Raw genomic sequence first — 25,024 nt, forward strand, 5'->3', positions numbered from 1 at the left:
CGGTCAATTGCCAAGAAGATTGCGCGCCCAGACGAGCTGCGCGATTCTCTTCATCAAGGTGCAACTCGCCTGCTCTGTCTGCAGGGCCTACGTGGAGATCGGGGTAGGACGCGAGATGCGTCCGTCGCTGCCGTTTGTCTGCAAATCCTGCCGCATGCAGAGCAAGCAGTCGGCGTCCGAGCGGGGTGAGCCGCGGTCGTCCCCCTCGGTCGTTCCGAGCTCCGCGAGCGGGCGCGACCGGCGCGAGCCGCCGAGCGACCCGGAGCGGGCGAAGCCGTCCTCCGGGCGCGCGTTCGAGCGGGAGCCCGCGCTGTCCAGCGACCTGCTGGACGCCGAGACGACGCTCCCGGGCGCGGGCATCCAGCGCAGGGCGGCGCCCGCGCGCGACTCGGAGCGGCGCGCGGCGTCGGCGGCGTCGGCGCCCCCCGCGCGGCGGCGAGGGCTCACGCTCGCGGAGCGGATCGCGCAGCAGGAGCTGGAGGACGCGCCGGCGTCCAGCCCGAGGCCGCACGCGCTCGACGCGCTCGACGCGGCGGCGGAGGCCTCGCTCGAGCACGCGGTGGTGACGCCGGACGGGGGGCTGGGGCGGCGCGAGGTCCAGATGCGTCCTCGCACGTTCGCCGGCGTCTCCTGGGACGACGCGCGCCGCAGCGTCGCGGCGCCGCCGGCGGCCAGCCGGAGCCCGTCCGCGCTCCCTCCTGCCGACTCCGATCCCGTCTCGATCCAGGACCTCGCGCAGATGCTCTCTCCCGGGGTCGAGCCGCCCTCGCTCTCCTTCGGGGCGGACGCCGCCGAGGACGAGCGCGCGAGCCAGCCCGCGCCAGCGCCCGAGGCGCCCCCGAGGCCGCGCGCCGTCCCGCGGACGCCGGTCCCGGTCCGCCCGCCGGCGCGGCGCGAGCACCGCATCACGGCGGCGCCGGCGGCGATGCGACCGCGGTCCGCCGCGGCCCCGCGCGCGGGCGCCTCCCCGCGGCCCGTGGCGCCGCCGTCCGAGATGCCGCCGGCGCCGCTGTCCGAGCTGCCCCCCGCGCCGCTGTCGATCGACGAGGGCCGGCCCTCGTCGCACCGCTCGTCGCCCGAGCTCCGCCTCCAGGACGTGCAGGCCATGGCGGCGCTCGCCCCGCAGCCCCTGCCGTCCACGCGCCGCGCCCGGTCGGGCCCGGGCCCCGCGGCGCCTGCCGACGCCTCTCCGGCGGATCTGGCCCTGCTGGGGTCGCTCGCTCCATCGCCGACCGCGGGCCCGCCGCCGTTCCCGAGCCCGCCGCCGACCGCGGGCCCGCCGCCATTCCCGAGCTCCCGGCAGACCGCGGGCCCGCCGCCGTTCCCGAGCCCGCCGCCCGCCGCCGAGGCGTCGCGGCGAGAGCGCGGCAGACCGAGGGCGTCCGGGGCCCCGGGCGCCGCGGAAGGGCTGCGCGAGCAGGGAAGCGACGAGCGCCCCTCGCGCGAGCCGCCGGCGCGCGCGAGCAGCGCCCCCAGGGCGACCGCCCGCTCGGCGGGCGACCGGATCAGCCAGACCGACCTGCGTGGGCGCGCCGGTCGCAAGGAGGACTCGGGCCTGATCGACCTCCGCAGCATGGCGCCGCCGCCCGGCGCGGAGGACGGCGCGCGCCGCAACGAGGACCGGGCCGACGACGAGATCCTGAGCATCAGCGGCGGGCTGTTCGAGGGGGCCGCCGCTGAGCGCAGCTCGTCCCCGTCGTTCCCGGCGCAGCCCGTCGAGCCCGACCTCGTCGCCGTCGAGGGGAACACGTCCGCCGAGGACGCCGGGGAAGAGGCGCCGCCGCGCACCTCGAGCACCGCCGGCCCTCTCCTGCGCGTCCTCTCGACGCCGGCTGCGCGCCAGTACCTGGCGATCGCCGGCTGGGTGACCGTGGTCTTCGTCGTGTTCGGCGCGGCGCTGTACCTGGCGCAGGCCCGCGGCCGCTCGTCCACCGCCGCGGCGGATCACGCCGCGCCGGCGAGCAGCAGCGGCGCGCTCGCCGCGGCCCCGCCGGAGGCGGCGGCTCCGCCCGAGGTGGCGCCGCCGCCCGCCGCGCCTGCCCCCGCCGACCAGGCCGCCGACCGGGAGCCGTCCCTCGACGACGAGCCGGTCGCGGACTCGCCGTCCGCCGCCCTCGGCGCCGCCGCCGAGGCGCCGGCCGCCTCCGCCGCGGCCATGCCGACGGGCGAGCCGGCCGCGCCGCCGCCGTCCGAGCCGGCGAAGGCGGGCATTGCGCCCGGGCCGGCGCCTTTGCCGAGCGCCGCGCCCGCGGCGGCCGCTGCGCCGGCGACGGCCGCTGCGCCGCCGACGGCCGCTGCTCCGGCGACGGCCGCTGCGCCGGCGGCGGTCGCCGGCCCGCAGGCCGGCGAGGGGTCTCAGGCGGCCGAGAGGCCGGCCCGGGCCGCGGCACCGAGCGCGCCCGAGCGCGCGAAGCCGGCGGCCAAGCAGCCGGCGACCTCGGCGCTCCTGCCAGCGAAGGACGAGCCGGCCCGCTTCGATCAGAGCGCGGCGACGAGCGCGCTCGCGTCCGCGGCCGCCGCCGCCGCCGGGTGCACCGGCGAGGGGCTCACGGGCACGGCGCGCGTGGCCGTCACCTTCGCGCCCTCGGGCAAGACCATGTCGGCCCGCGTGGAAGGGGGCGACCTCGTCGGGACCGCCACCGCCGCGTGCATCGCCGCCGCGTTCCGCAGCGCCACGGTGCCGCCCTTCGAGGGCATCCCGGTCACCGTCATGAAGCAGGTGAAGATCCGCTGACGACGGGCCGAAAGCTTCCTATCCTCCCGCCGCTGTGCTGGTCGCCCTTCGGGTCAAGAACTTCATTCTGATGGATGCCCTCGAGCTCCGGCTCGAACCTGGGTTCAACGTGCTCACCGGCGAGACGGGCGCGGGCAAGTCGATCGTCGTGGGCGCGCTCTCGCTGGTCCTCGGCGGCCGCGCGAGCGCGGAGCAGGTCCGGCCCGGCGCCGACGAGGCCGAGATCGAGGCGCTCTTCGACGTGCGCAGCTCGGATCGCGCGATGGCGATGCTCGACGCCGCCGGCATCGCGAGCGACGGCGAGCTCGTGATCCGCCGCGTCGTCCAGGCGACCGGCCGCTCGCGCGCCTACCTGAACGGCCGCCTCTGCACCGCGGGCGAGCTCCAGGCGTTCGCCCCGGAGCTCGCCGACGTCGCCTCGCAGCACGAGAGCGTCGCGCTGACCGATCCGTCGACGCACCTCGGCTACCTCGATCGCTTCGGCCGCCTGGTGCCGGCGCGCAGCGAGCTCGCGGCGGACGTCGGCGAGCTCGAGGCGCTCTCCGCCCAGCTCCGGGCCGCCCGCGAGCTGGAGCGCGGCCGCGGCGAGCGCGAGGCGTTCCTCTCCTTTCAGCTCCAGGCCATCGACGCGCTCTCGCCGCGCCCCGGCGAGCTCGCCGATCTCGCGGCCGAGCGCAACCGGCTCCGCCACGCGGGCCGCCTGCACGACATCACGCGGCGCGCGGCGTCCCGCCTCGATCAAGGGGACGACGCGATGTGCGACGAGCTCGCGCGCCTCGCCTCGGAGCTCCGGGCCGCCGCGGAGATCGACCCCGCGCTCGACGACGTCGCCCGCGCCGTCGACGGCTGCTGGACGGAGCTCAGCGAGGCGGCCCGCCAGATCGCCCGCTACGCCGAGCGCGCGGAGGCCGATCCGGATCGCCTCTCCGAGATCGAGGACCGCATGTACCGCCTCGAGGGCCTGCTCCGGCAGCACGGCCCGACGCTCGACGACGTGCTCGCCGCGCGGGCGCGCCTCGCGGCCGAGCTGGAGCACCTCGCGGGGGTCGAGAGCCACGTCGCGGAGCTCGAGCGGCGGCGCGACGCGCTGCTCGCCGTCGCCGCCGAGCGCGCCCGCAAGCTCTCGGCGAAGCGGCGGAAGGCCGGCGAGAAGCTCGGCGCCGCGATCTCGGCGGAGCTCGCCGACCTCGGCATGGGCGGCGCGCGGGTGGTCGTGGACATCGAGCCGCACGGCGGCGACCGCGCCGAGCTCGTGGTCGACGGCGCCCGCCTCGGCCAGGACGGCATCGACCGCGTCGAGTTCCTCATCTCGCCCAACAAGGGGATCGAGCCTCGCCCGCTGCGCCGCATCGCCTCGGGCGGCGAGCTGTCGCGCGCGCTGCTCGCGCTCAAGCGCGTGCTCGCGGAGTGCGGGCCGGCGGGGCTCTACGTCTTCGACGAGGTCGACAGCGGCGTCGGCGGCGCCGTCGCCGACAAGATCGGGCGGGCGATCGGCGACGTGGCGCGCCACCACCAGGTGCTCTGCATCACGCACCTCGCGCCCATCGCGGCGTTCGCCAGCGCGCACTTCGTGGTCGCCAAGGAGAACGCGGGCGGCATCGCGAAGAGCTCGGTGACGCGCGTCGACAAGAAGGATCGCATCGCCGAGGTGGCGCGGATGCTGTCGGGCGCGAAGGTCACCGGCGCGTCGCTCAGGGCCGCGACGGAGCTCATCGAAGCGGCCCGCCTCTGAGCGGCGGGCACCCGCTTCGGAGACGGGCCCACCTCGACGTTTTCGGTGCTCAGCGCACTGGAGTGCGCTTGCGCGCCGAAAACGCCGATCTGGGCCCGTCTCCTGTGCGGGTGACCGCCGCTCTGCGACGGCGTCGCCAAGGCGGGTCCGTGGCGCGGATCAGCTCCGCGCGAGCGCGTAGTCGTTCAGATCGACGCGGATCATGTCCTTGAGCCACGGGTGCACCGTGATCGCGGTGCGGTACAGCCCCTGGGCGATGCGCCGGTAGCTCGTGTGCCCCTGCTTCGCCGAGCGGAGCTCGATCACGTGGAAGAGCTCGCGCAGGTTCAGCGTCCACAGGGTCCGCACGCGGAAGCCGAGCGGCACCGCGTACTGCGCCTCCAGGGGGTAGCGCTCCTCCATCGCGTGCCAGGCGTCGCGCGCGGCGAGCATCGCGTCCTGGTAGGCCTCGGCGTGGCCGAGGTCCGACAGGGCCTGCGGGGTCTCGAACCCGAGCCGGCAGGTGAGCCGCTGCGTCGCGGGCGTCAGCATCCGGTGGCGCTGCAGGTCGCGGTACGCGCCGTAGTCGAGCATCAGCTCGAAGGTCATCGTCGACGCCTCGAACGCGCGCGGCGGCGCGTCGTAGGGGCCGCGCTTCGCGCACGCCGCCTGCGCGATGGCGATGAGCTCCGGCAGCGTCGCCCGGCGGAGCGCGTCGCCGAGGTTGTAGGCGTGCACGCCCGGGTCGCTGCCCTCGTACGCGAGCGCCAGCGCGATGCGCTCCAGCGCGTCCTTGTCGTAGCGCACGAGCCGGACGGGCTGGTTGATCACCATCGTCGCGCTCACGCCCTCCTCCGGCGGCGTGTAGACGCGCTTCATCGCCTCGGCGACGGTGGCTTGCAGCCCCTTCCGGAGCTCGTTCGGCGCGGCGTACTTCACCAGCGTCGGGGTCACGGCGAGCGCAGCCGCGTGCATCTCGCGGGCGACCCTGCGCACCTCCTCGAGCGGGTGCGACAGCATCTTCGTGAGCAGGATCTCGAGCGCCCGCGCGTTCGCGGTGAGGCCGATGTTCGTCCGCGTCCCCGCCGGCAGGAGCCCGCGCAGGAGATCGCACGCCTGCGCGCGCAGCGCGCCCCGGTAGGCCGCGTCCGACATCTTCTCGGGCTTCGGCTCGCGCGCGCTCAGCCGCTCGGTCACCTTCGGCACCAGGTCGAGGTAGGTCGCGAAGAGCCGCTCGCTCGCGGCGCGGTACCTCGCGCCGTGCTCCGGATCGAGCTCCGGCAGGTCGACGAACGAGTGCTGATCGAAGACGACGTAGCGCGTGCTCTTCTCCGTGTAGGAGCCGAGCCGCAGGTCCTCGATCACCTTGGAGGCGACGATGCTCACGTTCTCGATCGCGAGGTGCACCACGGCGTGCTCTGCGACCGACGCGTGGCCGTAGCCGACGACCCACTTCTCGTGGAAGCTCCGCGCCTTGTCCGACGCGAACGCGAGCCCCCGGTGCGGCCGGTCGCCGGCGCCGGGGGCCACGTCGAGCTCCTCGTCGCCGAGCAGGCGCGCCAGGTTGGTGCGCAGATCGTCGCGGCTGCGCGAGTAGTACGCGAACAGGACGGCGATGACTTCTTCCGGCAGACCCGACAGCGAGAAGACGTCAGCCGTCAGGCTCGACACATACGGCGCGATTCTGGCACGCGACGCTTCGTCCAAGGCCATGCCCTGCTTCTACCCCTAATCCTCGGCCGATCGGTCGAGAAAACTCGGTTTCCACTCGTCGGCGCCGGTCCACCTCGGCCCTCTGGCCGCGGCCGGCCGGCGCGCGGCGCCCTACGTTCGCGGGGCGCGGCGCGCCCCACCTTGGCGCGGCGCCGGCGCGCGCCTCAGAGCGCCCGCGCCTCGGAGACGGCGAACGGATCCGGGAAGATCTCGCTGTTCGCGAGCGGCCTGCTCCGCCGGGTCAGCACCTCGCAGCCGGTCCTCGTGACCACGATGGTGTGCTCGAACTGCGCCGACAGCGAGCGATCGGCCGTCAGCGCGGTCCACTTGTCCTCCTGGACCTCGACCTCGTACGTGCCGAGGTTGATCATCGGCTCGATCGTGAAGCACATGCCGGCGCGGAGCCGGGCGCCGCTGCCGTACTTGCCCACGTGCGAGACCTGCGGCGCCTCGTGGAAGCGCCGCCCGATGCCGTGGCCGACGAAGGCCCTCACCACCGAGCAGCCCTCGGCCTCGGCGAACTCCTGGATGGCGGCCCCGATGTCGCCGAGGCGCGCCCCGTCCCGGACCTGCGCGATGCCGAGCTGCAGGCTGCGCCGCGAGACCTCGGTCACGTGCTTCGCCTCCGGCGACGGCTTGCCGATGTAGAAGGTCGCGGAGGTGTCCCCGTAGAAGCCGTTGTAGATCGTGGTCACGTCCACGTTGATGATGTCGCCCGGCTCGAGGACGCGATCGCACGGGATGCCGTGGCAGACCACCTCGTTGATCGAGGTGCAGACGCTCTTCGGGAACCCGTGGTAGTTGAGCGGCGCGGGGTAGCCGCCGCGGCGGAGGGTGTCCTCGTGGACGAAGGTGTTGATGTCCTCGGTGGTGATGCCGGCGCGGATCATCTCGCCCACCCCGAGGAGCGTCTCGGCCGCCATCTGGCAGGCCACCCGCAGGGCGTCGACTTCCTTGACCGTCTTGATGCTCACGTTGCTCACGGCGCAGACAGCTCCCCGAGGACGACGGCCTCCTTGACGGCCGCGGCGACCTCCGCTGTATCAGGTGAAAGGTGCCAGTGGATCTCCGGCTCGCCGTCCACGCCGGCGAAGCGCCGGATGAAGGCGATGAAGATGAGCCCTCGGAGCCGCGCGTCGATCGCCTTGGCGATGGCGAACGCGCGGCTCTGCGGGCGGATGTGGAGCTCGAACGTCCGATCCGGCACCCGGGGTGTAGCCAGGGGAGGGTAGCCGACCTGGATCCCGAGGTGATAGGTGCTCTGGTCTCCGATCGAGTCGACGGTCACCGTGCTCACGCGGACCCGCGCGACGACGTCGGCCGTCTGCGCCCTCTCGCGGAGGAACGGGTCGGACCTGGGGGAGGGGCCGTCCAGGGAGAAGCCCACGGCGGCGGGCTCGATGTTGTCGTCGAAGACCTCGCGCGCGTGCCCCTCCCACGCGGGCGCCCCGCCCAGCGCGTCGGCGGACGTCGCGGCGCGCTCCTGGTCGGCGACGCAGCCGCCGGCGGGGCCAACGGTCGCCAGCGCGGCGAGCGCGAGGCGAAGCGGAGCAGCACCGGTGGCGGAAATCATCCTTGGGACCGGAGCTCGTAGCACGTCGGCTCGCCCCTGTCAGGACCCCGCACACATCGGCCACAAGCGCTGTTGAGGCCGTTTTTCCCTCGTCGTTCTCGCTGTACCGCGCGCGCGGCGCGGTGCTTCGTGCGCCCAGCGTTGAATCGTCTCGTCGTCCTGTGTTCGTCCTTCACCGGTTTCACGGCTTCCATCGACGGGGCGGAGCCGCCGTCCAACGTCAGCGGGCGGCCCCGGTCGGCGGGGATCCTATTCTCCTGTCCTACCGCAGGTGCTAGCGTTCCCGGGCTTGCCGGGCTGGGTTCCTAACTTTTGCGATTGCAGAGCGCGCAGGGACAGGGCCTGCGCCGGCTGGAGGAAGAACATGAAAGCGAAGAGGCTCCTGGGAGCAGCGTTGGCCGTTGGGCTGGGCCTTGCGGCGATCACGAGCACGACCGTGGTGGCTGCCCAGCCGAAGGGGAAGAGCGGGGCGCCGGCCGCGGCCCCTGCCCGGCCTGCCGAGCCGCCGGCGACGAAGAAGACGATCGCGCTGACCCCTGCCGGGCTCGCGTGGGGGATGAGCACCAAGCAGGTCGCGGCGTTGATCGACAAGATGCTCGATGAGGCGTACGTGCCGCGGTACAAGGCGACGTCGCCCGGCGTGAAGATGAAGGCGCTCGACGCCGAGCTCGCCGAGGAGAAGAGCGCGTTCCGCCGCAGCCGCATCGACTTCGGCAAGCTGCCGACGGGCATCGACGCGACGCCGCTCAAGGGCGAGTACACCTACCTCAACAAGGAATCGATGATGACGCTGGCCCGCGCCGACGGCGGGAAGCGTTACTTCTTCTTCATCCAGGACAAGCTCTGGAAGATCATCGATGAGCATGCGCTGGGCGAGGGCAACCCGCGCGGCAAGGACTACCAGTCGGCGGTCATCAAGCTCGCGACGGCGTTCGGGGTGCCTGGCCGCGTGACGCCGCCCGAGCCGGAGAAGGGCCGCTACGTCACCGAGGTCGACTGGAAGGACGCGGCCACGCATTTCCGCGCGATCGAGCGCAGCGAGAGCGAGATCGCCTTCGCCTATGAGGACCTGGTGACGCTGAGCAGCCTCGATTCGCTCCGTCCCAACAAGCCGGTTGACGCGAACGCCATCGACCCCGCCGTCGCCTCCGCCGTCCGCAAGGACGAGCCCCCCCCGGCCCCCCCTCCCACCGACAAGGCCGGCAAGAAGAAGTAGCCCTCTCCGTTCCTCCCCTCGGAGCCCCTCCCGCGGGCTCCTCCTTCCGCCCCCCATCCCCAGAGCCCCGCCCGCGGGCTCCTCCTTCCGCCCCCTCCCATCTCCAGAGCCACGCTTGCGGCGGTCGCCCGCACAGGAGACGGGCCCAGATCGGCGTTTTCGGCGCGGAGGCGTACTCTCGTACGCCGAGCACCGAAAACGTCGAGATGGGCCCGTATCCGAAGCGGGCGCCCGCCCTACGAGATGAGGGAGGCGCCGTCGGGGACGCGCATGCCGTTGGTCACGACGACCCGCGCGGACGGCGCGACCGCGAGCACCGCCGGCTCGATCACCGCGCGCGCGGTGAGCATCGCCCCGGGGCAGCCCGAGCATGCGCCGGCCAGGTGGAGCGTCAGGTGGTCGGGCTCGACCGCCACGATGTAGAGCTCACCGCCGTCGGCTCGGACGAGCGGCGCGATGACCTCGCGGCAGACCTTGAGAAGCTGATCGATGGAAGCCGGCATGGGGGTGAGCTCGCAGCGCGAGCCAGCTGCAAGCCTAGCACGGCAGCGCTCGATCGCGGGAGATCGCCCGGCCCCCAGCGCGCCGGGCGCCCTGGCCGCGGCCCGGAGGGCCCGCACCCCCGGCGCTCGCCCCCACAGCCTGCCCGGCGCTCGCCCTCGCCGATTGCCCGGCGCTCGCCCCTACAGCGTCGAGACGAGCGCGGCGACGCCCGCGTCGGCGGCGAGCTCCGGCGTGCGCTGCGCCGCGGCGCCGAAGGTGCGCCCGGCGATCTCGACCGTCCCGCTCCACGGGCCCGAGGCGGTCTTCGACGGCAGGTCGAGCTTCTCGAGCGCCTCGGTGTTGACATCGGGCGTCACCGGCCCGCCGTAGGCCTTCGCGCCCTTCCACGCGAAGACGTAGAGCAGCGGCGTCGACTTCAGGCCGTCGCGCTTGGCGATCTCGGCGATGTCGCGCTTGGCCGCCTCCTGCAGCCGGTACGCGTAGGCGCGGAACGACCAGCCCGTGACGAAGAGGCCCTTGAGCTCGCCGTCGCTCGCCTTGACTGGATGCACCGCGACCCACTGGAGATCGGGGCCGTTCCGGACGCCGCGCATCTCCTGCATCTCCCCGAACGCCTCGACCAGCCCGCTGCCCGGCGCCAGCACCTTCCTGAGGTCGGGGAACGAGGCCAGGACGGAGCGGTTGGCGAGCATGTCCGGATCGGCCTCGCTGCGCAGCACCGTGCCGCTCGGATCGGCGAACGAGAAGAAGGTGCTCTTCGCGAACTCGAGCTCCTTCACCGAGGCGCGCGCGCCCGCGATCGCCCGCTGGAGCCCGAGCAGGTTCGCGCCCGGGTCGGTGTCGATCAGCGCCGCGAGCTTCTGCGAGCCCGCGGGGAGGCCGGTCCGCACCTGACCGACGTCCTCCGCCACGACCGGCGCGAGCTTGGCGCAGAGCTCCGCGGCCTGCTTCTGCGACGTCTTGCCGTCCTCCTGACACGCGCTCGCGAGGGCGGCGACCAGCGCACACGTGAGCACGACGGGCTTGTTTTCGCTTCGGGCGAGGGTTGAAGAGCGCATCATCGAGAACGACTCTCCACGGGGAGCGGAGTTCCGTCGGCCGGGACCATCGCTCCTCAAAGGGTTTCCGGGGTTACAAAGACGATCTCGACCCGGGCGTTGCGGCCGCGCTCGCTGCCGCTCGGGTCGACGACCGGGGCCGCGGAGCCCGCGAGGAACGGCGCGATGCGCGGGGCCTGAGGGGCTGCAGCGGCGCTCGCGCCCTGCGCCGGGTCGAGGGCGCGGACGACAGCATTGGCTCGCGCGGCCCAGGCGGGCTCTTCCCTGGCGCTGATCTCCCGGTCCGTGTGCACGACCACGGCCACGGGGAACGCGGGGTGCGCGGCGGCGACCCGCGAGAGGTCGCGGAGGCGCGCCTCGCCGGTCTTCGTGAGGGCGTTGCCGGCGAACAGGCCGCGAAGCGTGACCACGATGCCGCGATCGTCGCGGGCGGGCGACCAGTTGCCTGCGGCCGAGAGCTCTGCGAGCAGCGCGTCGCCGGCGCCGGGCGCGCGGGTCACCGGCGTGGCGGCGCGGCGGGCGGCGGTCAGCGCGGCGAGGCAGCCTGCGCGCGCGCGGGAGGCCTGGTCGATGGGCGCCGGGATGGCGCGGCCGGCGACGCCCGCCTCCGCGAGATCCGCGTCGAGCTTCTTGATCGCGGCGGTCGCCTCGTCGAGCTGCGCCGCAAGGCTGGCGCTTCCGGGCTGCGCGGCGCCGGGCTGCGCGGCGCTGGGCTGCGCGGCGCCGGGCTGCGCGGCGCCGGGCTGCGCGGCGCTGGGCTGCGTACCGTCGGGCTGCGGATTCCCCGCCGGCGCGGTCAGGAGGCGCGCTGCGCCGCACAACAGCCGGGCCTGGAGCGCGAGCGAGCGCGCCGCGGCGAGGCGCGCCTTCTCGCGATCCGCGTCGGCCTTGCCCGAGGGGACCACGGGCTGCGCGTCGCGGGCGACCTTGATCCGCATGTCGAGCGCGTCGACCTCGGCCGCGACGCGCGCGTGCTCCGCCTCGAGGCCCGCGAGGGACGCCTCGCCGGCGGAGCGCTGCGCCTTCGCCTCGGCCTCGGCCGCCTCGGCCCGGGCCAGCCGCGAGATCGCGTGCGCGTGCGCGTGCGCGGCGACCGCCTGCTCGCCGAGGATCTGCGCCCCGGCGCGATCCTTCTCGTCGAGCGCGGCGAGCGCGTCGCCGCGGAGCTTCTCCGCCCGGGCGAACGCGCCCGGCGCGTACCGCTTCGACTCGGCGGCGGCCGCCCCGGCGCGGACGTGATCGAGCTCGTCGAGCACCGCGGGCCGCGGGATCGGCGCGCACGCGGCGAGGACCACCCCCGCGACGGCGACGGTTGCGAGGCGGCGCGCGCTCACGGCGTGCCCTCCTTGCCGGCCGGCGCCGCCGCCTTGCCGGCGTCCCGGCTGCCCTTGGCCCCGGCGCCCTGCGCGGCGGCCGGCGCCCGCTCCGCCCGCGGCGTGGCCCCCCTGGTAACTGCCTTCTTGCCGGCCTCGATCCGCTGCGCTTCCACGTTGGTCGCCGCCCTGGTCGCCTCGCGCGCCTCGACCTCGATCCGCTCGAGCTCCGCCGCGGCGCGGCCCCGGCGCGCCTGCGTCTCTTCGAGCAGCGCGCGCGCCCGCTCGAGCTTCGTCTCGACCTCGCGCGCCTGCTTCGCCGCCTCTGCCGCCGCTGCCTCCACCGCGGCGGCGCGCAGCACCGCCCTCGCCGCCTCGGCCCACTCGAGGGCCACCGCGTCGAGCCGCCGCGCGTTCGTCGCGTCGCCCGCCGCGCGCGCGCCGTGCGCGCGCTGGAGCGCCCGCTTCGCCTGCGCCACCGGCTCGGCCACGACCTTCGAGGCGTTCCTCGCGGGCCCTCCGTCGGCCTTGCCGCCTCCGTCGGCCTTGCCGCCGCCGTCGGCCTTGCCGCCGCCGTCGGCCTCGTCGCGGGCGGCGGGCGGGGGCGCCATCGCGACGCTCCCCTCGATCTCGCGGAGGATCTGCGCCGCCTTGGCGCCGTCGCCGGGCGGCGGCGCGGGCACCGTGGCGAGCGGCCTCTCTCCTTCGCCATGCGCCAGGGCCTCGCCGCTGCCCAGCGAGGCCGCGAGGGCGAGGAGCAGCGCTTGGCTCGACCGGCGCCGCCGCGCGTCGCAGAGCATGGGGCGGGAACGCACGTCCGCCAGGTAGCAAACAGGGCTTCCGCGAGCAAGCGCGGCGGCCGCCGGCCGAGAACGCCGCGCGGCGGCCGCGGGCAGCGCGCGGATCAATCCGGCAGGAAATTGCGGATGGACCAGTCGATCTGCTGCTGGTGGCGCTCGACCAGCTCCTTCTTGCCGCCTGCCTCGTGGAGGAAGACGTGATCGTCGTCGACGAAGACGGTGAGGTAATAAAGGTGCGCCTCCTTGCCCTCGTCGTGCCCGAAGCGCAGCTGGACGCCCGGCAGGCCGCTCCGGCTCTTCACGTCGGCCTTGCCGAGCAGCGCGTAGCCGCCGCCCTCGCGCAGCCGCTTCTCGACCACGCGGGACCAGAACGCGAGGTCGCCCTCCGGATCGTTGTCGAAGGCGCGGACGCCGAGCACCAGCCCCTCGGCGGTGGTCGCGCGGTACTCGTCGTCGCCGTAGCGATCCCCGAGGTCGACGAAGCCCGGCGGGGTCGCGGGCACGAAGGGCCGGCCGCAGCCGAGCGGCGCCGCGGCGCCGGCGAGCGAGGCGATGAGGACGAAGGCGTGGCGGAGGGAGTGGATCATCGGAAGCGCCCCGGTCACAGGTTGAGGAGCCGCGAGAGGCCGAGCTCGTTGAGCCAGTCGATCGGGAGCCGCGGGCCCGACGGGGTGATGGTCTCCGTCGAGCGCGGCTGGAACGAGACGGTGAGCGTCGAGAACGCGACCCGGTCGCGCAGGAACTTGAGGCGCCCCTCGAGGCGCTCGAGCTCGCTCGTGACGCGCGCGAGCTCGCGCTCCAGCTGGATCGACTCCTCGACCTTCGCGGCCTTCTCGAGGAGCTTCTCCAGGCGGTCGCGCACGACCCGCGCGTTGCGGATGCGGACCCCGAGATCGAGGAACTCCTCGGTGACGTCCTCCGCGACCACGTTGCGCTGGAGGACGTCGCCGAGGCCCTCCAGGCGCTTCAGCGCCTCGTCGAACCTGGCGGCGGGGACGCGGATGGTGATCGCCCGGTCGTCGCGGCGAGCGAGGAAGCCGCCGAGGTCCCGCGCGAGCTCCTCGACCTTGCCGAGCGACGCGCCCACCTCGAACACCGCCATCGCGACCTGCGCCGTGTAGACGAGGAGGGGCGCGGGCGCCGCGCTCGCCTCGGCGGCCCCCTGCTGGGCGCCCTGCGGCCCGGTGGCGGCCGGCGCCGCGCCGGGCTGCGGCGCAGGGCTCGTCGGCGCCGGCCTGCTTGTCGCCGCGGGCTGCGCGGGGCCGGGCGCCCCCCGCCCGGGCGCCGGCGCTGCCACGGGCGCTGGCGGCGCGGCCTTGGCGAGCGCGACCGAGCTCGTCGACGTGTCGACGTCGATCGCCGCCTCCTCGCTGATCCTCACGGCGGAGATCTCCCTCCCCGTGGTCGGATCCGGCGGCGGCGGGGCCGGCGCCTGCGTCGTCGCGTACATCGGGGCGCTCCCGGGGTACATCGACGCGCGCGCGGCGTCGCCCGCCTTGGAGCTGCTGGATGCGCAGGCGACGGGGCCTGCGAGCACGGCAAGGAGAGCCCAGGCGGGCAGCGTTCTTCGCATGGTTCCTCGGAGCGTGGAGCCGGTGACAGGCGCAGAACGCGCTGCCCCGGCCGACCTTACACCATGCCGAGGCGCCCGCGCCGTGGCGCGCGGCGCGCGCCATCGCCGGGGGCCGGGCAGCGCGGCAACACCTCCGGCAGCCGAGGAGGGGCGCGGCGAGCTAGCCGCCCGCGTCCGGCGGGCCCTTCGCCGCTCCTGGAGCGCGCCGGAGCTGGCGCGCCCAGTACGAGACGCCCGCCGCCGCGCCCGCGCCCGCCGCCGCCGCGAGCGCCGCCGGCAGCGCCCCGGGGAGCGCGATCGCGGCGAAGACCGCCCCGAACTGCACCGCCGTGGCGAGCTTGCCGGGGATGTTGGCGCTCGCGGTCGAGAGGCGCGCGCCGCGGAAGCGGCGGCTCACCGCGATCCAGAGCGCGAGCGGCAGCTCGAGGAGCTCGCGGGCGAGCAGCGCCGGGATGCCCCAGAGCGGGAGCGCGCCGCTCTGGAGCAGCGTGGCGACCACGGCGAGCGCGAACACCTTGTCCGCGATCGGATCGACGATCGCCCCCGTGCGGGTCACCTGGCCGGAGCGGCGGGCCAGCCAGCCGTCGAGCACGTCGGTGAGCCCCGCGCAGCAGAGGACGGCGAGGGCGAGCGCGGGGCGCGTGGCCACGATCGGGAACAGCGCCGCGAGCGGCAGCCGGGCCAGGCTCATGAGGTTCGGCGGGAGCGCGAGATCGCGTGCAGACAGGGTCGACATGCGAGGAGCTCCATGCGGCGCAGGTGCGCCGCGTAAGGGGGTGGTCCTTGCTCACGTCGAGCGCGATCGAGCCCGCCGCGCCCTGGCCGGCGGCAGCGCCGGCCGCCCTAGAGGAGACGCACGCGCGCGGCGCGATCAGCTGGGCACGCGCACGGTGAGCACGGGGACGCTGCTCTTCCGGATCACCTGCTGGGCGACGCTGCCGAGGAACAGGTGCGAGATCCCCCGGCGGCCGTGGGTCCCCATGACGATCATCGCCGCCCGCTGCTCCTCGGCGGCGGCCAGGATCTCGGTCGCGGGATCGCCCTCGCGCAGCGCCGTATCGAGCCCGCCGGTCTGCGCCGAGAGCTGCTGGACCGCGCGCGACGCGGCGGCGCTCACCTCGGCGTGGAACCCGGGCATCAGCGCCGGCTCCAGCCCGGGGTACGTGTAGACCGGGAGCTGGTAGACGTGCAGCAGCACGACCTTCTGCCCCAGCCTCTGGCCGAGGTCCTTCGCGAGCTCGACGGCCTTCATCGACGCCGCCTCGAAGTCGACGGGGACCAGTATCACGTTCGCGCCTTCCTTCATCGCGCTCTCCTCGCACGCGGGACCGAGCGTCCCTTCGATCGTGGACCTTCGACCGCTGCCCGCCCCCGGGACGCTTTCGCCGCCGGCGGAGGCGTGCCGCGCGCATCTTGGATCCAAAAACCGGTCAGTCCCAGGAGAAACTGCTCCGCCGAGGGGGAGCTGACGCCCGGGGCGGTACGCCGCGCGCGACGCCGCGCGGGACCGCGGCCGCGATCACCGGGCGGGTTGCTGGGGCCGTGCGCGCGCGCGGTCGACGTCGGGCTCGAGGTCGACGTCGTCGGAAGGAGCGGGGGGAAGATCGCGCGCCGCGGGCTCAGGCGCGCCGGTCGCGCCTCGCGCGCGGAGCTCTTCGAGGGTCTCCCACGTCTTCCGCGTCTGCCGCGCCCGCGCGAGCGCGCTCTGGTTCGCGCGCACGAGCGACGCGAGCAGCGAGCACTGCGCCCGCCGCCGCGCGACGTAGGCGGCGTCGCGCGCCGCGGCGGAGCGCGGGCGCTCGCGCGCCTCTCGCTCGGCGATCGCGAGCGCCTGCTCCGCCTGCTTCAGCTCGGCGACCGCGAGCGGCGAGAGCGGGTTGTCCTGCGCCTGCACGACCGCGGCTCGCGCGGTGGCGAGCTCGGGGGGTGGCCCGGCCGCGCCCCGCGCGCAGCCGGCGAGCGAGAGGGCCATCGCGAGCGGAGCTCCGGCGCGCATGCGGCCTCCTACCGTGCCCCCTCGGCGAGCGTGCTCGCCTGGTCCAGCGTGCGGCCCGCCGCGTCGCGCAGCCCCGCCTCCCTCACGATGAGCGTCGAGAGCTCCGCGTCGACCTCGGCCCGCCGCAGCAGCCAGCGGGCGGCTTCCAGGTCGCCGACCGACAGCCGCCGCCTCGCCTGGGCGAGCTCGCTCCGCGCCAGCGCGAGGTGCATGGCCGCGCGCCGGTCCGCGCCCGCGCCCTCCTGCGTTGCCCCGCGGATCGTCGCCTCGGCGCGGGCGAGCTCGGGCGGCGGCGCCGTCGGGCGGATGGCGGCGCACCCGGCGAGCTCCAGAGACACCATCACGAGCGCGATTCTGGCGAGCATTTGCGTGGATTCCCGATCTTGCAGCGCTCGAGTGCAACCGTTGCTCCCGGCGCGCGTCCGGGACACGGCAGTGCATCGAACAGGCCAGTAAGCGCCCTGCGCGCGAGCTGCTCGTTGCGGTGGGGGCGTTCCGCTGCGTGGCGCTGGCGGCACCATGCTGCTGGCCCTCGTGGTCGCGCGTCTCGCCACTTGCGCAAGGGATTGCGTACTTGCGCATCGGACGACGATGGCCTTCGGTCCCGCGCTCGAACACGCGCACCTCCCGCAGCGAGCGGCGCTCCGGAGTCGACAGCTCTCGCCGTAAACTTCCACGATGGCAATCCGAGCGGAGCGGTGACGACCGCGGCGCGCTGCTCGTCGCGAGGTGCCAGGGACACGATCTGGATGGTCAGGGACAGGACGCGCGCCGCCAGGGACAAGTGCCCGAACCGAGCGCGACAGGCAGCGTCCTCGCCAGGGACACGGAGCCAGTCGCCAGGGACATGCGGGGAGCCGCCAGGGACACGGAGCCGGTCGCCAGGGACAGGAGGTGCGTCGCCAGGGACCCCCCGGCGCGTCTTCGCGTGTCCCTGGCGCGGCGCCCCCCGGGCACGGCGCTTGAATCTCCGTCGCCCTGTCGCGCAGCTCCCGCGTCCCGCGCGCTTCGAACTCCATCCTGGACTGCTTGCGGGGCGAGAAAGATCGAGAGTTACGCGATCGGGTCCTTGATTCAGGTCCTTGAGAAGAGGGGAGCCCCGCCAGGGCTCTCCGGAATGGATGCCCGGGATGGCGGGGCCGGACGGGATGGCCGGCGCCGCAGCCCAGGGGAGGTCGACATGACGAAGAAGAGCGATATCGAGCGGTGGTCCGACGTCGTGCAGCAGATGAACGCCGCCGAGCTTCCGGCGAACACGGTGCCCTTGCACGTGCTCCTCGGGGAGGCGGTGGACGTGGCGAAGTTCTTCGAGAAGTACTGGAAGACCCAGGTCGACGCCCAGAAGCGGGTGACCCGCCTGGGCCTCGAGTCGGCGGTCCCGAAGGACAGCAAGAAGGGCGACGGGGCGCGCCTCGGGCCGAAGACGGCGGAGGAGATCCTCTCGCTCCAGCGCGCGACGCAGGAGGCGCAGACGCGCTATCTCCTGACCGTCGAGAAGAACAAGAGCCCGCGCGAGCGGGGGAAGTTCCTGCTCGGAGAGATCTGGGCGACGCTGAGCTTCTATTTCGACGACGGCGTCGAGGACGAGCGGGACGAGATGCTCGCCCGGATCGACGCGGCGCACGCGGGGGATCCCGACACGGCGGACGCGCTGGCGAGCGCGCTCCACGACTACGCGACGCTCGGGGAGAAGCACCGCGACGCGCTCGACGGGCTCGGCGGCTTCAAGGCGGAGTACCTGGACGAGGCGCGCGCCGTGGCGGCCGAGCTGCGGAGCCTGCCGGCGCAGGCGGAGGCGATCTCCCGGCAAGCGCAGGAGGCCCTGCTGCTCCGCAACAAGCTCGCGGCGCTGCTGATCGAGCGCATGGGCCTCGTGCGGTCCGCGGCGCGCTTCGTGTTCCGGAGCCAGCCCGAGATCGTGCGCGAGGTGACGAGCGCCTACGAGCGCCGCAAGCGCGCCGCGGCCCGGCGGTCCAAGGCCCAGCCGGGCCCGGCGCCCGCGGCGCCTCCGCCCGCAGCGCCCTCGCCGGCGGCGCCGGCCGCGCCCCTCGACGGCTGAGCCGCAGGCCCGTGCGCTGCCCGTGAGCTACCCGGCCAGAACCTGCGGTGATACGCTCGCGTCATGAGCAGCGCGCTGCGAGCCAAGGTACAGGGCGGCCGGCTGGTCGTCGACGAGCCGACGAGCTTCGCCGAGGGGACCGTCCTCGAGCTCATGGTGGCCGACAACGACGACCTGGACGACGCGGAGCGGGCTCACCTCGACGAGGCGCTGGAGGCGTCCCTGGCGAGCGCACGCGAAGGGACGATCGACGCGGACGAGCTCCTGGCCGAGATCGCGCGCCTCGAGCCGGCCCGCGGATGAAGCGAGCCCGCGTCCAGCTCACCACGGACGCAGCCCGCCAGACCAGGGACGCGGCCGCGTGGTGGATCGAGAACCGCCCGGCCGCGCCCTCCCTGTTCCGAGAGGAGCTCGCCGCCCTGCTGAGCCTGCTCAGGGCAGCGCCGGACGCCGGCGCGCCCCACGCACATCGTCGCATCAAAGGGATTCGCCGCGCCCCGCTCCCGACGACGCGCTACCTCGTCTACTACGTCCACGACCGTGAGAGCGGAGAGATCCTCGTGCTGGCCGTCTGGAGCTCGCTGCGCGGCCGGCCGCCGCGGCTCTCGCTCCGGTGAGCCGCCCCGGCGTCGACGCGGCGCTCCGCGCGCGGCCTTCCGTTTTCGCCAGGTTCCGCGAATAAACTCCCGGCGCCCGCCGTCTTTCGCCTGCCGGCTTTTTTCTCTGCGCTCGCCGCTTCCGCTACCCTGGCAACCGCCGTGCCGCCCGCCGATCCGAGCCTCCGCACCACGATGGTCCATGCGTTCGCCGTCACGGTGGCGGACCCGTCGAGCCTGGTGCGCACCACCTCGCGCGGGGGCACCGACGACCCCGGAACCAGCAGCCGCGGCCCCTCGATCCTCCCCGACGTCGGCCAGATCGTCGGCGGGCTCTACCGCCTCGGGCGCCTCCTCGGGCAGGGCATGTTCGGCAAGGTCTACGTCGCCCAGCGCGTCGACGTCCCCGAGCACCAGGTCGCCCTCAAGCTCATGCCCCGCTCGCTGTACGCGATGCGGAACGTGGAGCGCGAGCTCGTCATGCTCGCCACCGTCGGCCACCCGCACGTCGTCCAGCTGAAGGACCACGGCATGAACGCCGAGTACGTGTGGCTCACCATGCCCGTCTACGAGGGCGAGACCCTCGCGCAGCGCCTCGAGCGCAGCCCCCTCGGCATGCGCGAGGCGCACGACATCTTCCTGGCCGTCGCGCGCGGGCTCGAGGCGCTCCACGCCGCAGGGCTCCGCCACCAGGACGTGAAGCCCGACAACATCTTCCTCGCGAGGTTCGCCGGCCGCGTCCACCCGATCCTGCTCGACCTCGGCGTGGCCGCGGAGCGCGAGGCCTCGTTCTGCGCAGGCACGGCGCTCTACGCCTCGCCCGAGCAGATCCGCGCGCTGAACGGCTTCCCCGGCGTCGTGCCGCTCAGCGAGAAGATGGACACGTACGGGCTCGCCACGACCCTCCTCTACTCGCTCGTCAACCCGCGGGACTTCCCGGGCGAGTCCGCGCAGACCCGCACCGAGCTCGCCGCGTCCCACGACGTCCGCGCCGACAAACCGCTCGCCGACAACGCGCTGCCCGACCTCACCGGGCGCCCGCGCCAGATGTTCCAGGACGCGCTCCGGCGGTGGCTCGCGATCGACCCGAACGAGCGCCCGTCGATGACCCAGCTCGCCGAGGAGCTCGACGTGCTGCTCGAGCCGGAGCGCGAGGCCGAGCGCGAGGCCGAGCGGCTGCGGATCAAGCAGAAGACCTCCTACCTGCGCGTGCGCATCGCGGCCGGCGCGATGACCCTCGTCGGCTGCGCGGTCGTGCTGCTCGGCTTCTCGAAGCGCGAGACCCTGCGGCTCGCCAACGAGCTCGAGCACGCCCGCCAGAAGGGCGCCGAGTCGTTCGACAAGCTCGACACCTGCGTCGCCTCCCACCAGATCGCAGAGGCGGAGAAGAACGCGTGCCGCACCGCCCGCGAGCAGGACCGCGTGGAGTTCAACGAGACGCTCGCCACCCTCCAGAAGAGCGGCTCGATGACCGAGGCGGAGCACGCCCGCCAGATCCAGTCGCTGCACGCGACCCAGGCGGCGCGCCTCAAGGCCTGCGAGGACGACGCCGCCGCCGCGCAGAAGGCCGCCATGGCGGACCGCGAGCGGCTCGCCGAGGCCGAGAAGGCGCGCGCGGCGATGGCCGCCGAGCGCGACGAGGCCAAGACGCTCGCCGAGCAGCGCGCCGCCGAGCTCGCCGTCGCGACGCAGCTGCGCGCCGCCTGCGACGCGGAGCGCGCGAGCTGCGCCGCCGAGCGCGACCGCCTGAGGGCCGAGGCGGCCGATCCCTACGACGCGCCGCCCTCGCCGGGGAAGCCGGCGGCGCCCGCCGCGAGCGGCGCGCTGCCGCAGCTGCCGCCGCCGCCGGCGAGCGCGGGCGCGCCCCCCGCGGCCGGCGCGTCCCCCGCAGGGGGCGCGTCCCCGGCAGCGGGCGCGACGGCGGCCCCGGCGGCCTCGCCGCCGTCCACCGCCGCTCCTCCCTGATCGCCGGCGCTGGAAGGCGGCCCACGTCGTCGCCGCCAGGCCGCCTCTGCTTGTGGCAGCCGCCCGGGGAGGCTATCCGTAGGGCCAGGGAAGGCGAGGGCCATGGGTGACATCTCTCGACGTGAAGTGCTGCGTCGGCTGGGCGCAGCGGGCCTCGTCCTCGGGGGCGCGGCCGGGGTCGCGGCGGCCCGGTGGGACCGCGGCGGCACCGCCGCCGCCGCCGCCGAGCGCCAGCAGACGCGCGACTACCGGCTCCGCGACGCGCCCGCCGGGGTGCCCCAGCTCGTCGTCGCCCGCGCCGGCGCCGAGGCGCTCGCCGGGGGCGCGCCGGACCCCGCCGCCCTGGTCCGCAAGGCGGTCGACGCGCTCGGCGGGATGCGCCGCTTCATCTCGCGCGGCGACGTCGTGGTCGTGAAGCCCAACATCGGGTGGGACCGCACGCCCATCCACGCCGCCAACACGAACCCCAAGGTCGTGGCCGAGGTGGTGCGCCTCGCCTACGACGCCGGCGCCAAGAGCGTCATCGTGACCGACGCCTCGTGCAACGAGCCGAACCGCTGCTTCCAGCGCTCCGGCATCTGGAAGGCCGCGTACGACGTCGGCGCCGAGGTCGTCATCCCCGCCGCGCACCGCTTCCGCGGCATGCGCCTGAAGGGCGAGGTGCTCGACGACTGGCCCGTCTACACGCCGCTCGTCAACGCGGACAAGGTCATCAACGTCCCGATCGCGAAGCACCACAACCTGTCGAAGTACACCGCGGCGATGAAGAACTGGTACGGGGCGCTCGGCGGCCGGCGCAACCGCCTCCACCAGAACATCGACGTGTCGATCGCCGACCTCGCGACGTTCATCCAGCCGACGCTCACGATCGTGGACGCCGTCCGCGTCCTCATGCGCAACGGGCCGCAGGGCGGGAACGTCGCCGACGCGAAGGACATGCACACCGTGATCGCGACGACCGACCAGGTCGCCGCCGACGCGTACGGGTGCCAGCTCATCGGCCGCAAGCCCGAGGAGATCCCGTACCTCAAGATGGGCCACGAGCGGGGCCTGGGCACGATGCACTGGCAGAACCTGCGGCTCGCCGAGGTGTAGTATCATGGCAAACTCCGATCCGACGCCGGCCGGGCCGGCGCACCGTCCCTCGGCGGCTGCAGCGGCCGCGGCGCCCGCGAAGGCGATCCCTCACGGCGCGACGGTGCCCGGTGCGCCCGCGGGGCCCGCGCGCGTCGCTCCCTGGACCGCCCTGCTGCGCAAGGCGCGCGCGATCGTCCGGCCGGGCGCGAAGCGGCGGCCCGGCTCGGGGCTGCCGGCGCGCAAGGTGATCCAGGTGCTCGTCTGGGTGCGCCGCGCCGTGCAGGCGGGCTGCCTCGGGCTGTTCCTCTACTTCCTGTTCCAGACCGGCTTCCGCGGCTCGTTCGCCTCGTCCGAGGCGCGCGTCCGCCTGCCGCTGCCCGTCGAGGGGTTCCTCCTCGCCGACCCGTTCGTCGGCGCGATGACCCTGCTCTCGACGCACACCGTCTACCGCGGCCTGCTCTGGTCGCTCGGGATCCTCGCGCTGACGCTCGTCTTCGGGCGCGTGTTCTGCGGCTGGATCTGCCCGTTCGGCACGCTCCACCACTTCTTCGGGTGGATCTTCCCGTCGCGCTACGGCAAGGGCGGCAAGCGCGTCGAGGCGAACAAGACGTACGCGCGGCAGCGGGTGAAGTACTACCTGATGTACGCGTTCCTCGCGGCGAGCATGGCCGGCAGCGTGATCGGCGGCCTGTTCGATCCGATCTGCGTGGCCGTCCGGGCGATCGGCCTCGCGGTCATCCCGGCCGCGCAGTACGTCGCCGCCGTGGTGACCGGCTCCGCGGCCGCGACCGGGAGCCGGCAGGTGCAGGTCGCCGCGGACCAGGCGCAGGACTTCCTGGCCGCGAGCGTGTGGCAGACGAAGCAGTTCTACTTCCACCAGGCGTGGTTCGTCGGGATCCTGTTCGTCGCGATCCTGTTCATGAACCGCTTCATCCCGCGCTTCTGGTGCCGCGTGCTCTGCCCGCTCGGCGCCTTCCTCGGGGTGTTCGCCCGCTTCGCGCTCTTCGGGATGCAGAAGGATCACGCGAAGTGCACCGACTGCAACCTGTGCCTCGTGCACTGCCAGGGCGCCGACTCGCCCCAGGGCGGGGTGAAGTGGCGGCAGGACGAGTGCCACATGTGCCTCAACTGCGAGAACGCCTGCCCCGAGGACGTCATCAAGTTCCGCTTCCTGCCGAACCGGAAGAGCGCCCTCGTGACGCCCGACACGGGCCGCCGCACCGCCCTCGCGACCGCCGCCGCCGGCGCGGTGATCATCCCGACGGCGCGCATCGCCGACGTGCTCGACGCGAACTACGACCACCGCGTCATCCGGCCGCCGGGCTCGGTCGAGGAGCGCGAGTTCCTGGAGCGCTGCATCCGGTGCGCCGAGTGCATGAAGGTCTGCCCGAACAACGCGATCCACCCGGCGTTCTTCGAGGCGGGGATCGAGGGGCTCTGGACGCCGATCGTCATCCCGCGCATCGGGTACTGCGAGCACTCGTGCGTCCTCTGCGGCGACGTGTGCCCGACCGGCGCGATCCAGAAGATCACCGAGGAGCAGAAGATGGGGATCGGCCAGAAGCCGATCTCGATCGGCACGGCGTTCTACGACCAGGGGCGCTGCCTGCCGTGGTCGATGAGCGTGCCGTGCATCGTCTGCGAGGAGTTCTGCCCGACGTCGCCCAAGGCGATCTGGGTCGAGGAGGTCGACATCCCGAAGCGCGAGCCCGTGCCCGCGGAGCACGGCAAGGAGCCGCCGATGAAGATGGTCCACGTGCAGCGCCCGCACGTCGATCCGTCGCTCTGCATCGGCTGCGGCGCGTGCGAGAAGGTCTGCCCGGTGCAGGACAAGCCCGCGGTCTACGTCACCAGCGTCGGCGAGACCCGGTCGAAGACGAACGTCATCCTCCTTGAGGACACGGATTACAACAAGGCATCTTGACCCGGGCGCGCGCCTGCTCCGCGCGGCGGGAACACGGCAGGAGGCAGCTCGGGTGCGCACGCTTCGCTTGTTCGGGATCTTCTCGCTGGCCGCGCTGTGGGGCGCGCCCGGCTGCGGCGAGCCGTTCACGGCGGCCGAGGCGCCGGCCGCGTCGTCGTCGAGCTCGGGGGGCGGCGGAGGCGGCGGAGGCGGCGGCGACGGGGGCGGGGGCGGGGCCGCGACGTCGTCGTCCTCCTCGGCGGGAGGAGGCGGCGAGGGCGGGTGCGCGGCGTGCAAGGCCGGGGAGTTCTGCACGGCCAGCGACACGTGCGTGCGCTGCGCCGACCGCGTCGGCGCGCTGTCGTTCGGCGCGCCGACGGCGATCGAGGTCGACGGGGCGAAGCCCGCGTTCCCGCGCGTGCGCGAGGAGCCCGGCGAGGGCGAGGGCGCGGCGACGCAGCGGCTCGTCTACGTGGCCACGTTCGGGTCGAGCGACGCGCAGATCGCCACGGCGACGGGGCGGCCCTGGACGACGGGCGAGGTGGTCGCGAGCGACGCGGTCAACTCGCCGCAGTCGGAGTCGGGCCCGCTCCTCCTGCCGGTCGACGCGCGCTCGCCGAGCACGGACTTCCCCGCGGGCTCGCTGCTCTTCGATCGCCTCCTCCCGGGGCCGGGCAGCCTGCCGCTGGTGTTCGTCGCGGACCGGCTCGAGGCGAGCCAGGCGGCGACGCTCGAGGCGCTCAACCTGGACGGGGGGAGCCACTCGGTGGCGGTGGCCCACGGCGTCTGGCCCTACCGGTACTGGTTCATGAACAAGCACCAGGAGGGCGGGCAGATCACGAGCCGGCTCCTCACGATGCTCGCCACCGACGCGGAGGCGCGGGAGCTCCACATCGTCCTGCCCGGCGACTGCCCGGCGGAGGGCGACGACCTCGCGCCGTGGGTGACGCCCGACGGGAGCGTGCTCTTCTTCCAGGCCCCGTACAGCGCGCGGGGCGACTGCGCGCAGGCGTCGGTGCTGCGGAGCTTCTATGTGCGGCTCGGGGCCGACGGGCTGCCCGTGCCCGGGGAGAAGGCCAAGATGCTGCTGGCGAGCCTCAAGCCGGAGATCGCCGTCATGACGCCGTCGCTCTCGCCCGATGAGTGCACGCTCTACGTCGCGTCCGACCTGGACATGGTCGACCGGCGGCAGCGGCTCTACGCGGCCTCGCGGCGGTAAAGGGGGGCTCGGCG

Annotated in this window: 23 protein-coding genes; 10 read left to right on the plus strand and 13 right to left on the minus strand. The window is 74.4% G+C overall.

The annotated features are described in order from the left end of the window. The first annotated feature begins 154 nt into the window (after window positions 1-154). Together WMF26_RS07765 and recN are read left to right on the plus strand one after the other, a co-directional pair. Entirely contained in the window at window positions 155-2,734 is a 2,580-nt protein-coding gene (locus WMF26_RS07765; protein ID WP_437999797.1) for a hypothetical protein, read from the plus strand. A gap of 34 nt (window positions 2,735-2,768) precedes the next feature. Beyond that, window positions 2,769-4,466 (plus strand): DNA repair protein RecN, encoded by a 1,698-nt coding sequence (gene recN / locus WMF26_RS07770; protein WP_437336552.1) that lies wholly within the window; start codon window positions 2,769-2,771, stop codon window positions 4,464-4,466. A gap of 159 nt (window positions 4,467-4,625) precedes the next feature. Here the strand turns inward: recN and WMF26_RS07775 are convergent, their stop codons facing one another. The 3 genes from WMF26_RS07775 to WMF26_RS07785 form a co-directional block, all read right to left on the minus strand. Then, on the minus strand, window positions 4,626-6,116 hold the full coding sequence (locus WMF26_RS07775; protein WP_437945464.1) for an FAD-dependent thymidylate synthase: 1,491 nt from the start codon (window positions 6,114-6,116) through the stop codon (window positions 4,626-4,628). 206 nt (window positions 6,117-6,322) lie between these two features. After that, window positions 6,323-7,141, minus strand: a complete 819-nt coding sequence (gene map / locus WMF26_RS07780; RefSeq protein ID WP_437999798.1) for a type I methionyl aminopeptidase — start codon at window positions 7,139-7,141, stop codon at window positions 6,323-6,325. Further along, the gene (locus WMF26_RS07785) at window positions 7,138-7,731 is read right to left on the minus strand and encodes a hypothetical protein (RefSeq protein WP_061624555.1); all 594 of its coding nucleotides are present in this window, start codon (window positions 7,729-7,731) and stop codon (window positions 7,138-7,140) included. The genes map and WMF26_RS07785 overlap by 4 nt, the downstream gene beginning before the upstream one ends. Before the next feature lie 364 nt (window positions 7,732-8,095). Here WMF26_RS07785 and WMF26_RS07790 point away from each other — a divergent pair, with 364 nt between their 5' ends. Then, window positions 8,096-8,947, plus strand: coding sequence for a hypothetical protein (locus WMF26_RS07790; RefSeq protein WP_437999799.1), 852 nt, complete (start codon window positions 8,096-8,098; stop codon window positions 8,945-8,947). A 236-nt stretch (window positions 8,948-9,183) separates the two neighbouring features. Here WMF26_RS07790 and WMF26_RS07795 read toward each other — a convergent pair whose 3' ends face one another. From WMF26_RS07795 to WMF26_RS07840, 10 genes are all read right to left on the minus strand, one after another. After that, window positions 9,184-9,450, minus strand: a complete 267-nt coding sequence (locus tag WMF26_RS07795; RefSeq protein ID WP_020733528.1) for a NifU family protein — start codon at window positions 9,448-9,450, stop codon at window positions 9,184-9,186. Window positions 9,451-9,630: 180 nt separating this feature from the next. Further along, on the minus strand, window positions 9,631-10,467 hold the full coding sequence (locus WMF26_RS07800; RefSeq protein WP_437336555.1) for a hypothetical protein: 837 nt from the start codon (window positions 10,465-10,467) through the stop codon (window positions 9,631-9,633). A 98-nt stretch (window positions 10,468-10,565) separates the two neighbouring features. Further along, window positions 10,566-11,843 (minus strand): hypothetical protein, encoded by a 1,278-nt coding sequence (locus WMF26_RS07805; protein ID WP_437999800.1) that lies wholly within the window; start codon window positions 11,841-11,843, stop codon window positions 10,566-10,568. Further along, on the minus strand, window positions 11,840-12,637 hold the full coding sequence (locus WMF26_RS07810) for a hypothetical protein (RefSeq protein ID WP_437999801.1): 798 nt from the start codon (window positions 12,635-12,637) through the stop codon (window positions 11,840-11,842). The genes WMF26_RS07805 and WMF26_RS07810 overlap by 4 nt, the downstream gene beginning before the upstream one ends. An 89-nt stretch (window positions 12,638-12,726) precedes the next feature. Beyond that, window positions 12,727-13,209, minus strand: a complete 483-nt coding sequence (locus WMF26_RS07815) for a hypothetical protein (RefSeq protein WP_061623830.1) — start codon at window positions 13,207-13,209, stop codon at window positions 12,727-12,729. A 14-nt stretch (window positions 13,210-13,223) separates the two neighbouring features. Then, window positions 13,224-14,195, minus strand: coding sequence for a DUF4349 domain-containing protein (locus tag WMF26_RS07820; RefSeq protein WP_437999802.1), 972 nt, complete (start codon window positions 14,193-14,195; stop codon window positions 13,224-13,226). Window positions 14,196-14,355: 160 nt separating this feature from the next. Next, window positions 14,356-14,931, minus strand: a complete 576-nt coding sequence (locus WMF26_RS07825; RefSeq protein ID WP_437999803.1) for a CDP-alcohol phosphatidyltransferase family protein — start codon at window positions 14,929-14,931, stop codon at window positions 14,356-14,358. A gap of 135 nt (window positions 14,932-15,066) precedes the next feature. Continuing rightward, window positions 15,067-15,501: a universal stress protein gene (locus WMF26_RS07830; protein ID WP_437336561.1), complete on the minus strand. Its 435-nt coding sequence runs from the start codon at window positions 15,499-15,501 to the stop codon at window positions 15,067-15,069. A gap of 213 nt (window positions 15,502-15,714) precedes the next feature. Then, window positions 15,715-16,191: a hypothetical protein gene (locus tag WMF26_RS07835; RefSeq protein ID WP_437336562.1), complete on the minus strand. Its 477-nt coding sequence runs from the start codon at window positions 16,189-16,191 to the stop codon at window positions 15,715-15,717. A gap of 8 nt (window positions 16,192-16,199) precedes the next feature. Next, complete coding sequence (locus WMF26_RS07840; protein WP_437999804.1) at window positions 16,200-16,556, minus strand: DUF4398 domain-containing protein; 357 nt, start codon at window positions 16,554-16,556, stop codon at window positions 16,200-16,202. A gap of 815 nt (window positions 16,557-17,371) precedes the next feature. On the opposite strand from WMF26_RS07840, the gene WMF26_RS07845 reads away from it, so the two are divergent. The 7 genes from WMF26_RS07845 (at window position 17,372) to WMF26_RS07875 (ending at window position 25,010) form a co-directional block, all read left to right on the plus strand. Continuing rightward, window positions 17,372-18,250 (plus strand): hypothetical protein, encoded by an 879-nt coding sequence (locus WMF26_RS07845; RefSeq protein WP_437336564.1) that lies wholly within the window; start codon window positions 17,372-17,374, stop codon window positions 18,248-18,250. Between the two features lie 63 nt (window positions 18,251-18,313). Next, complete coding sequence (locus WMF26_RS07850) at window positions 18,314-18,553, plus strand: hypothetical protein (protein ID WP_061622802.1); 240 nt, start codon at window positions 18,314-18,316, stop codon at window positions 18,551-18,553. Beyond that, window positions 18,550-18,867, plus strand: a complete 318-nt coding sequence (locus tag WMF26_RS07855; RefSeq protein ID WP_437999805.1) for a type II toxin-antitoxin system RelE/ParE family toxin — start codon at window positions 18,550-18,552, stop codon at window positions 18,865-18,867. Before WMF26_RS07850 ends, WMF26_RS07855 begins: the two co-directional genes overlap by 4 nt. 141 nt (window positions 18,868-19,008) lie before the next feature. Further along, window positions 19,009-20,811, plus strand: a complete 1,803-nt coding sequence (locus WMF26_RS07860) for a protein kinase domain-containing protein (protein WP_437999806.1) — start codon at window positions 19,009-19,011, stop codon at window positions 20,809-20,811. A 102-nt stretch (window positions 20,812-20,913) separates the two neighbouring features. Continuing rightward, entirely contained in the window at window positions 20,914-21,906 is a 993-nt protein-coding gene (locus WMF26_RS07865; RefSeq protein WP_437939444.1) for a DUF362 domain-containing protein, read from the plus strand. 4 nt (window positions 21,907-21,910) lie between these two features. Next, window positions 21,911-23,812, plus strand: coding sequence for a 4Fe-4S binding protein (locus WMF26_RS07870; RefSeq protein WP_437999807.1), 1,902 nt, complete (start codon window positions 21,911-21,913; stop codon window positions 23,810-23,812). A gap of 52 nt (window positions 23,813-23,864) precedes the next feature. Then, entirely contained in the window at window positions 23,865-25,010 is a 1,146-nt protein-coding gene (locus tag WMF26_RS07875; RefSeq protein WP_437999808.1) for a hypothetical protein, read from the plus strand. Window positions 25,011-25,024: the final 14 nt, after the last annotated feature.

Source organism: Sorangium sp. So ce185 (assembly GCF_051526825.1).
In the GTDB taxonomy this organism is placed as follows: Bacteria; Myxococcota_A; Polyangia; order Polyangiales; family Polyangiaceae; genus Sorangium; species Sorangium cellulosum_D.

Bases quoted from the DNA above. Each gene is read 5' to 3' on its own strand.
- WMF26_RS07815 (WP_061623830.1), bottom strand. From the start codon at position 13,209: ATGATCCACTCCCTCCGCCACGCCTTCGTCCTCATCGCCTCGCTCGCC.
- WMF26_RS07870 (WP_437999807.1), top strand. From the start codon at position 21,911: ATGGCAAACTCCGATCCGACGCCGGCCGGGCCGGCGCACCGTCCCTCG.
- WMF26_RS07825 (WP_437999803.1), bottom strand. From the start codon at position 14,931: ATGTCGACCCTGTCTGCACGCGATCTCGCGCTCCCGCCGAACCTCATG.
- WMF26_RS07835 (WP_437336562.1), bottom strand. From the start codon at position 16,191: ATGCGCGCCGGAGCTCCGCTCGCGATGGCCCTCTCGCTCGCCGGCTGC.
- WMF26_RS07840 (WP_437999804.1), bottom strand. From the start codon at position 16,556: ATGCTCGCCAGAATCGCGCTCGTGATGGTGTCTCTGGAGCTCGCCGGG.
- WMF26_RS07865 (WP_437939444.1), top strand. From the start codon at position 20,914: ATGGGTGACATCTCTCGACGTGAAGTGCTGCGTCGGCTGGGCGCAGCG.
- WMF26_RS07790 (WP_437999799.1), top strand. From the start codon at position 8,096: ATGAAAGCGAAGAGGCTCCTGGGAGCAGCGTTGGCCGTTGGGCTGGGC.
- WMF26_RS07855 (WP_437999805.1), top strand. From the start codon at position 18,550: ATGAAGCGAGCCCGCGTCCAGCTCACCACGGACGCAGCCCGCCAGACC.
- WMF26_RS07795 (WP_020733528.1), bottom strand. From the start codon at position 9,450: ATGCCGGCTTCCATCGATCAGCTTCTCAAGGTCTGCCGCGAGGTCATC.
- WMF26_RS07845 (WP_437336564.1), top strand. From the start codon at position 17,372: ATGACGAAGAAGAGCGATATCGAGCGGTGGTCCGACGTCGTGCAGCAG.
- WMF26_RS07830 (WP_437336561.1), bottom strand. From the start codon at position 15,501: ATGAAGGAAGGCGCGAACGTGATACTGGTCCCCGTCGACTTCGAGGCG.
- WMF26_RS07850 (WP_061622802.1), top strand. From the start codon at position 18,314: ATGAGCAGCGCGCTGCGAGCCAAGGTACAGGGCGGCCGGCTGGTCGTC.
- WMF26_RS07785 (WP_061624555.1), bottom strand. From the start codon at position 7,731: ATGATTTCCGCCACCGGTGCTGCTCCGCTTCGCCTCGCGCTCGCCGCG.
- WMF26_RS07820 (WP_437999802.1), bottom strand. From the start codon at position 14,195: ATGCGAAGAACGCTGCCCGCCTGGGCTCTCCTTGCCGTGCTCGCAGGC.
- WMF26_RS07765 (WP_437999797.1), top strand. From the start codon at position 155: ATGCAGAGCAAGCAGTCGGCGTCCGAGCGGGGTGAGCCGCGGTCGTCC.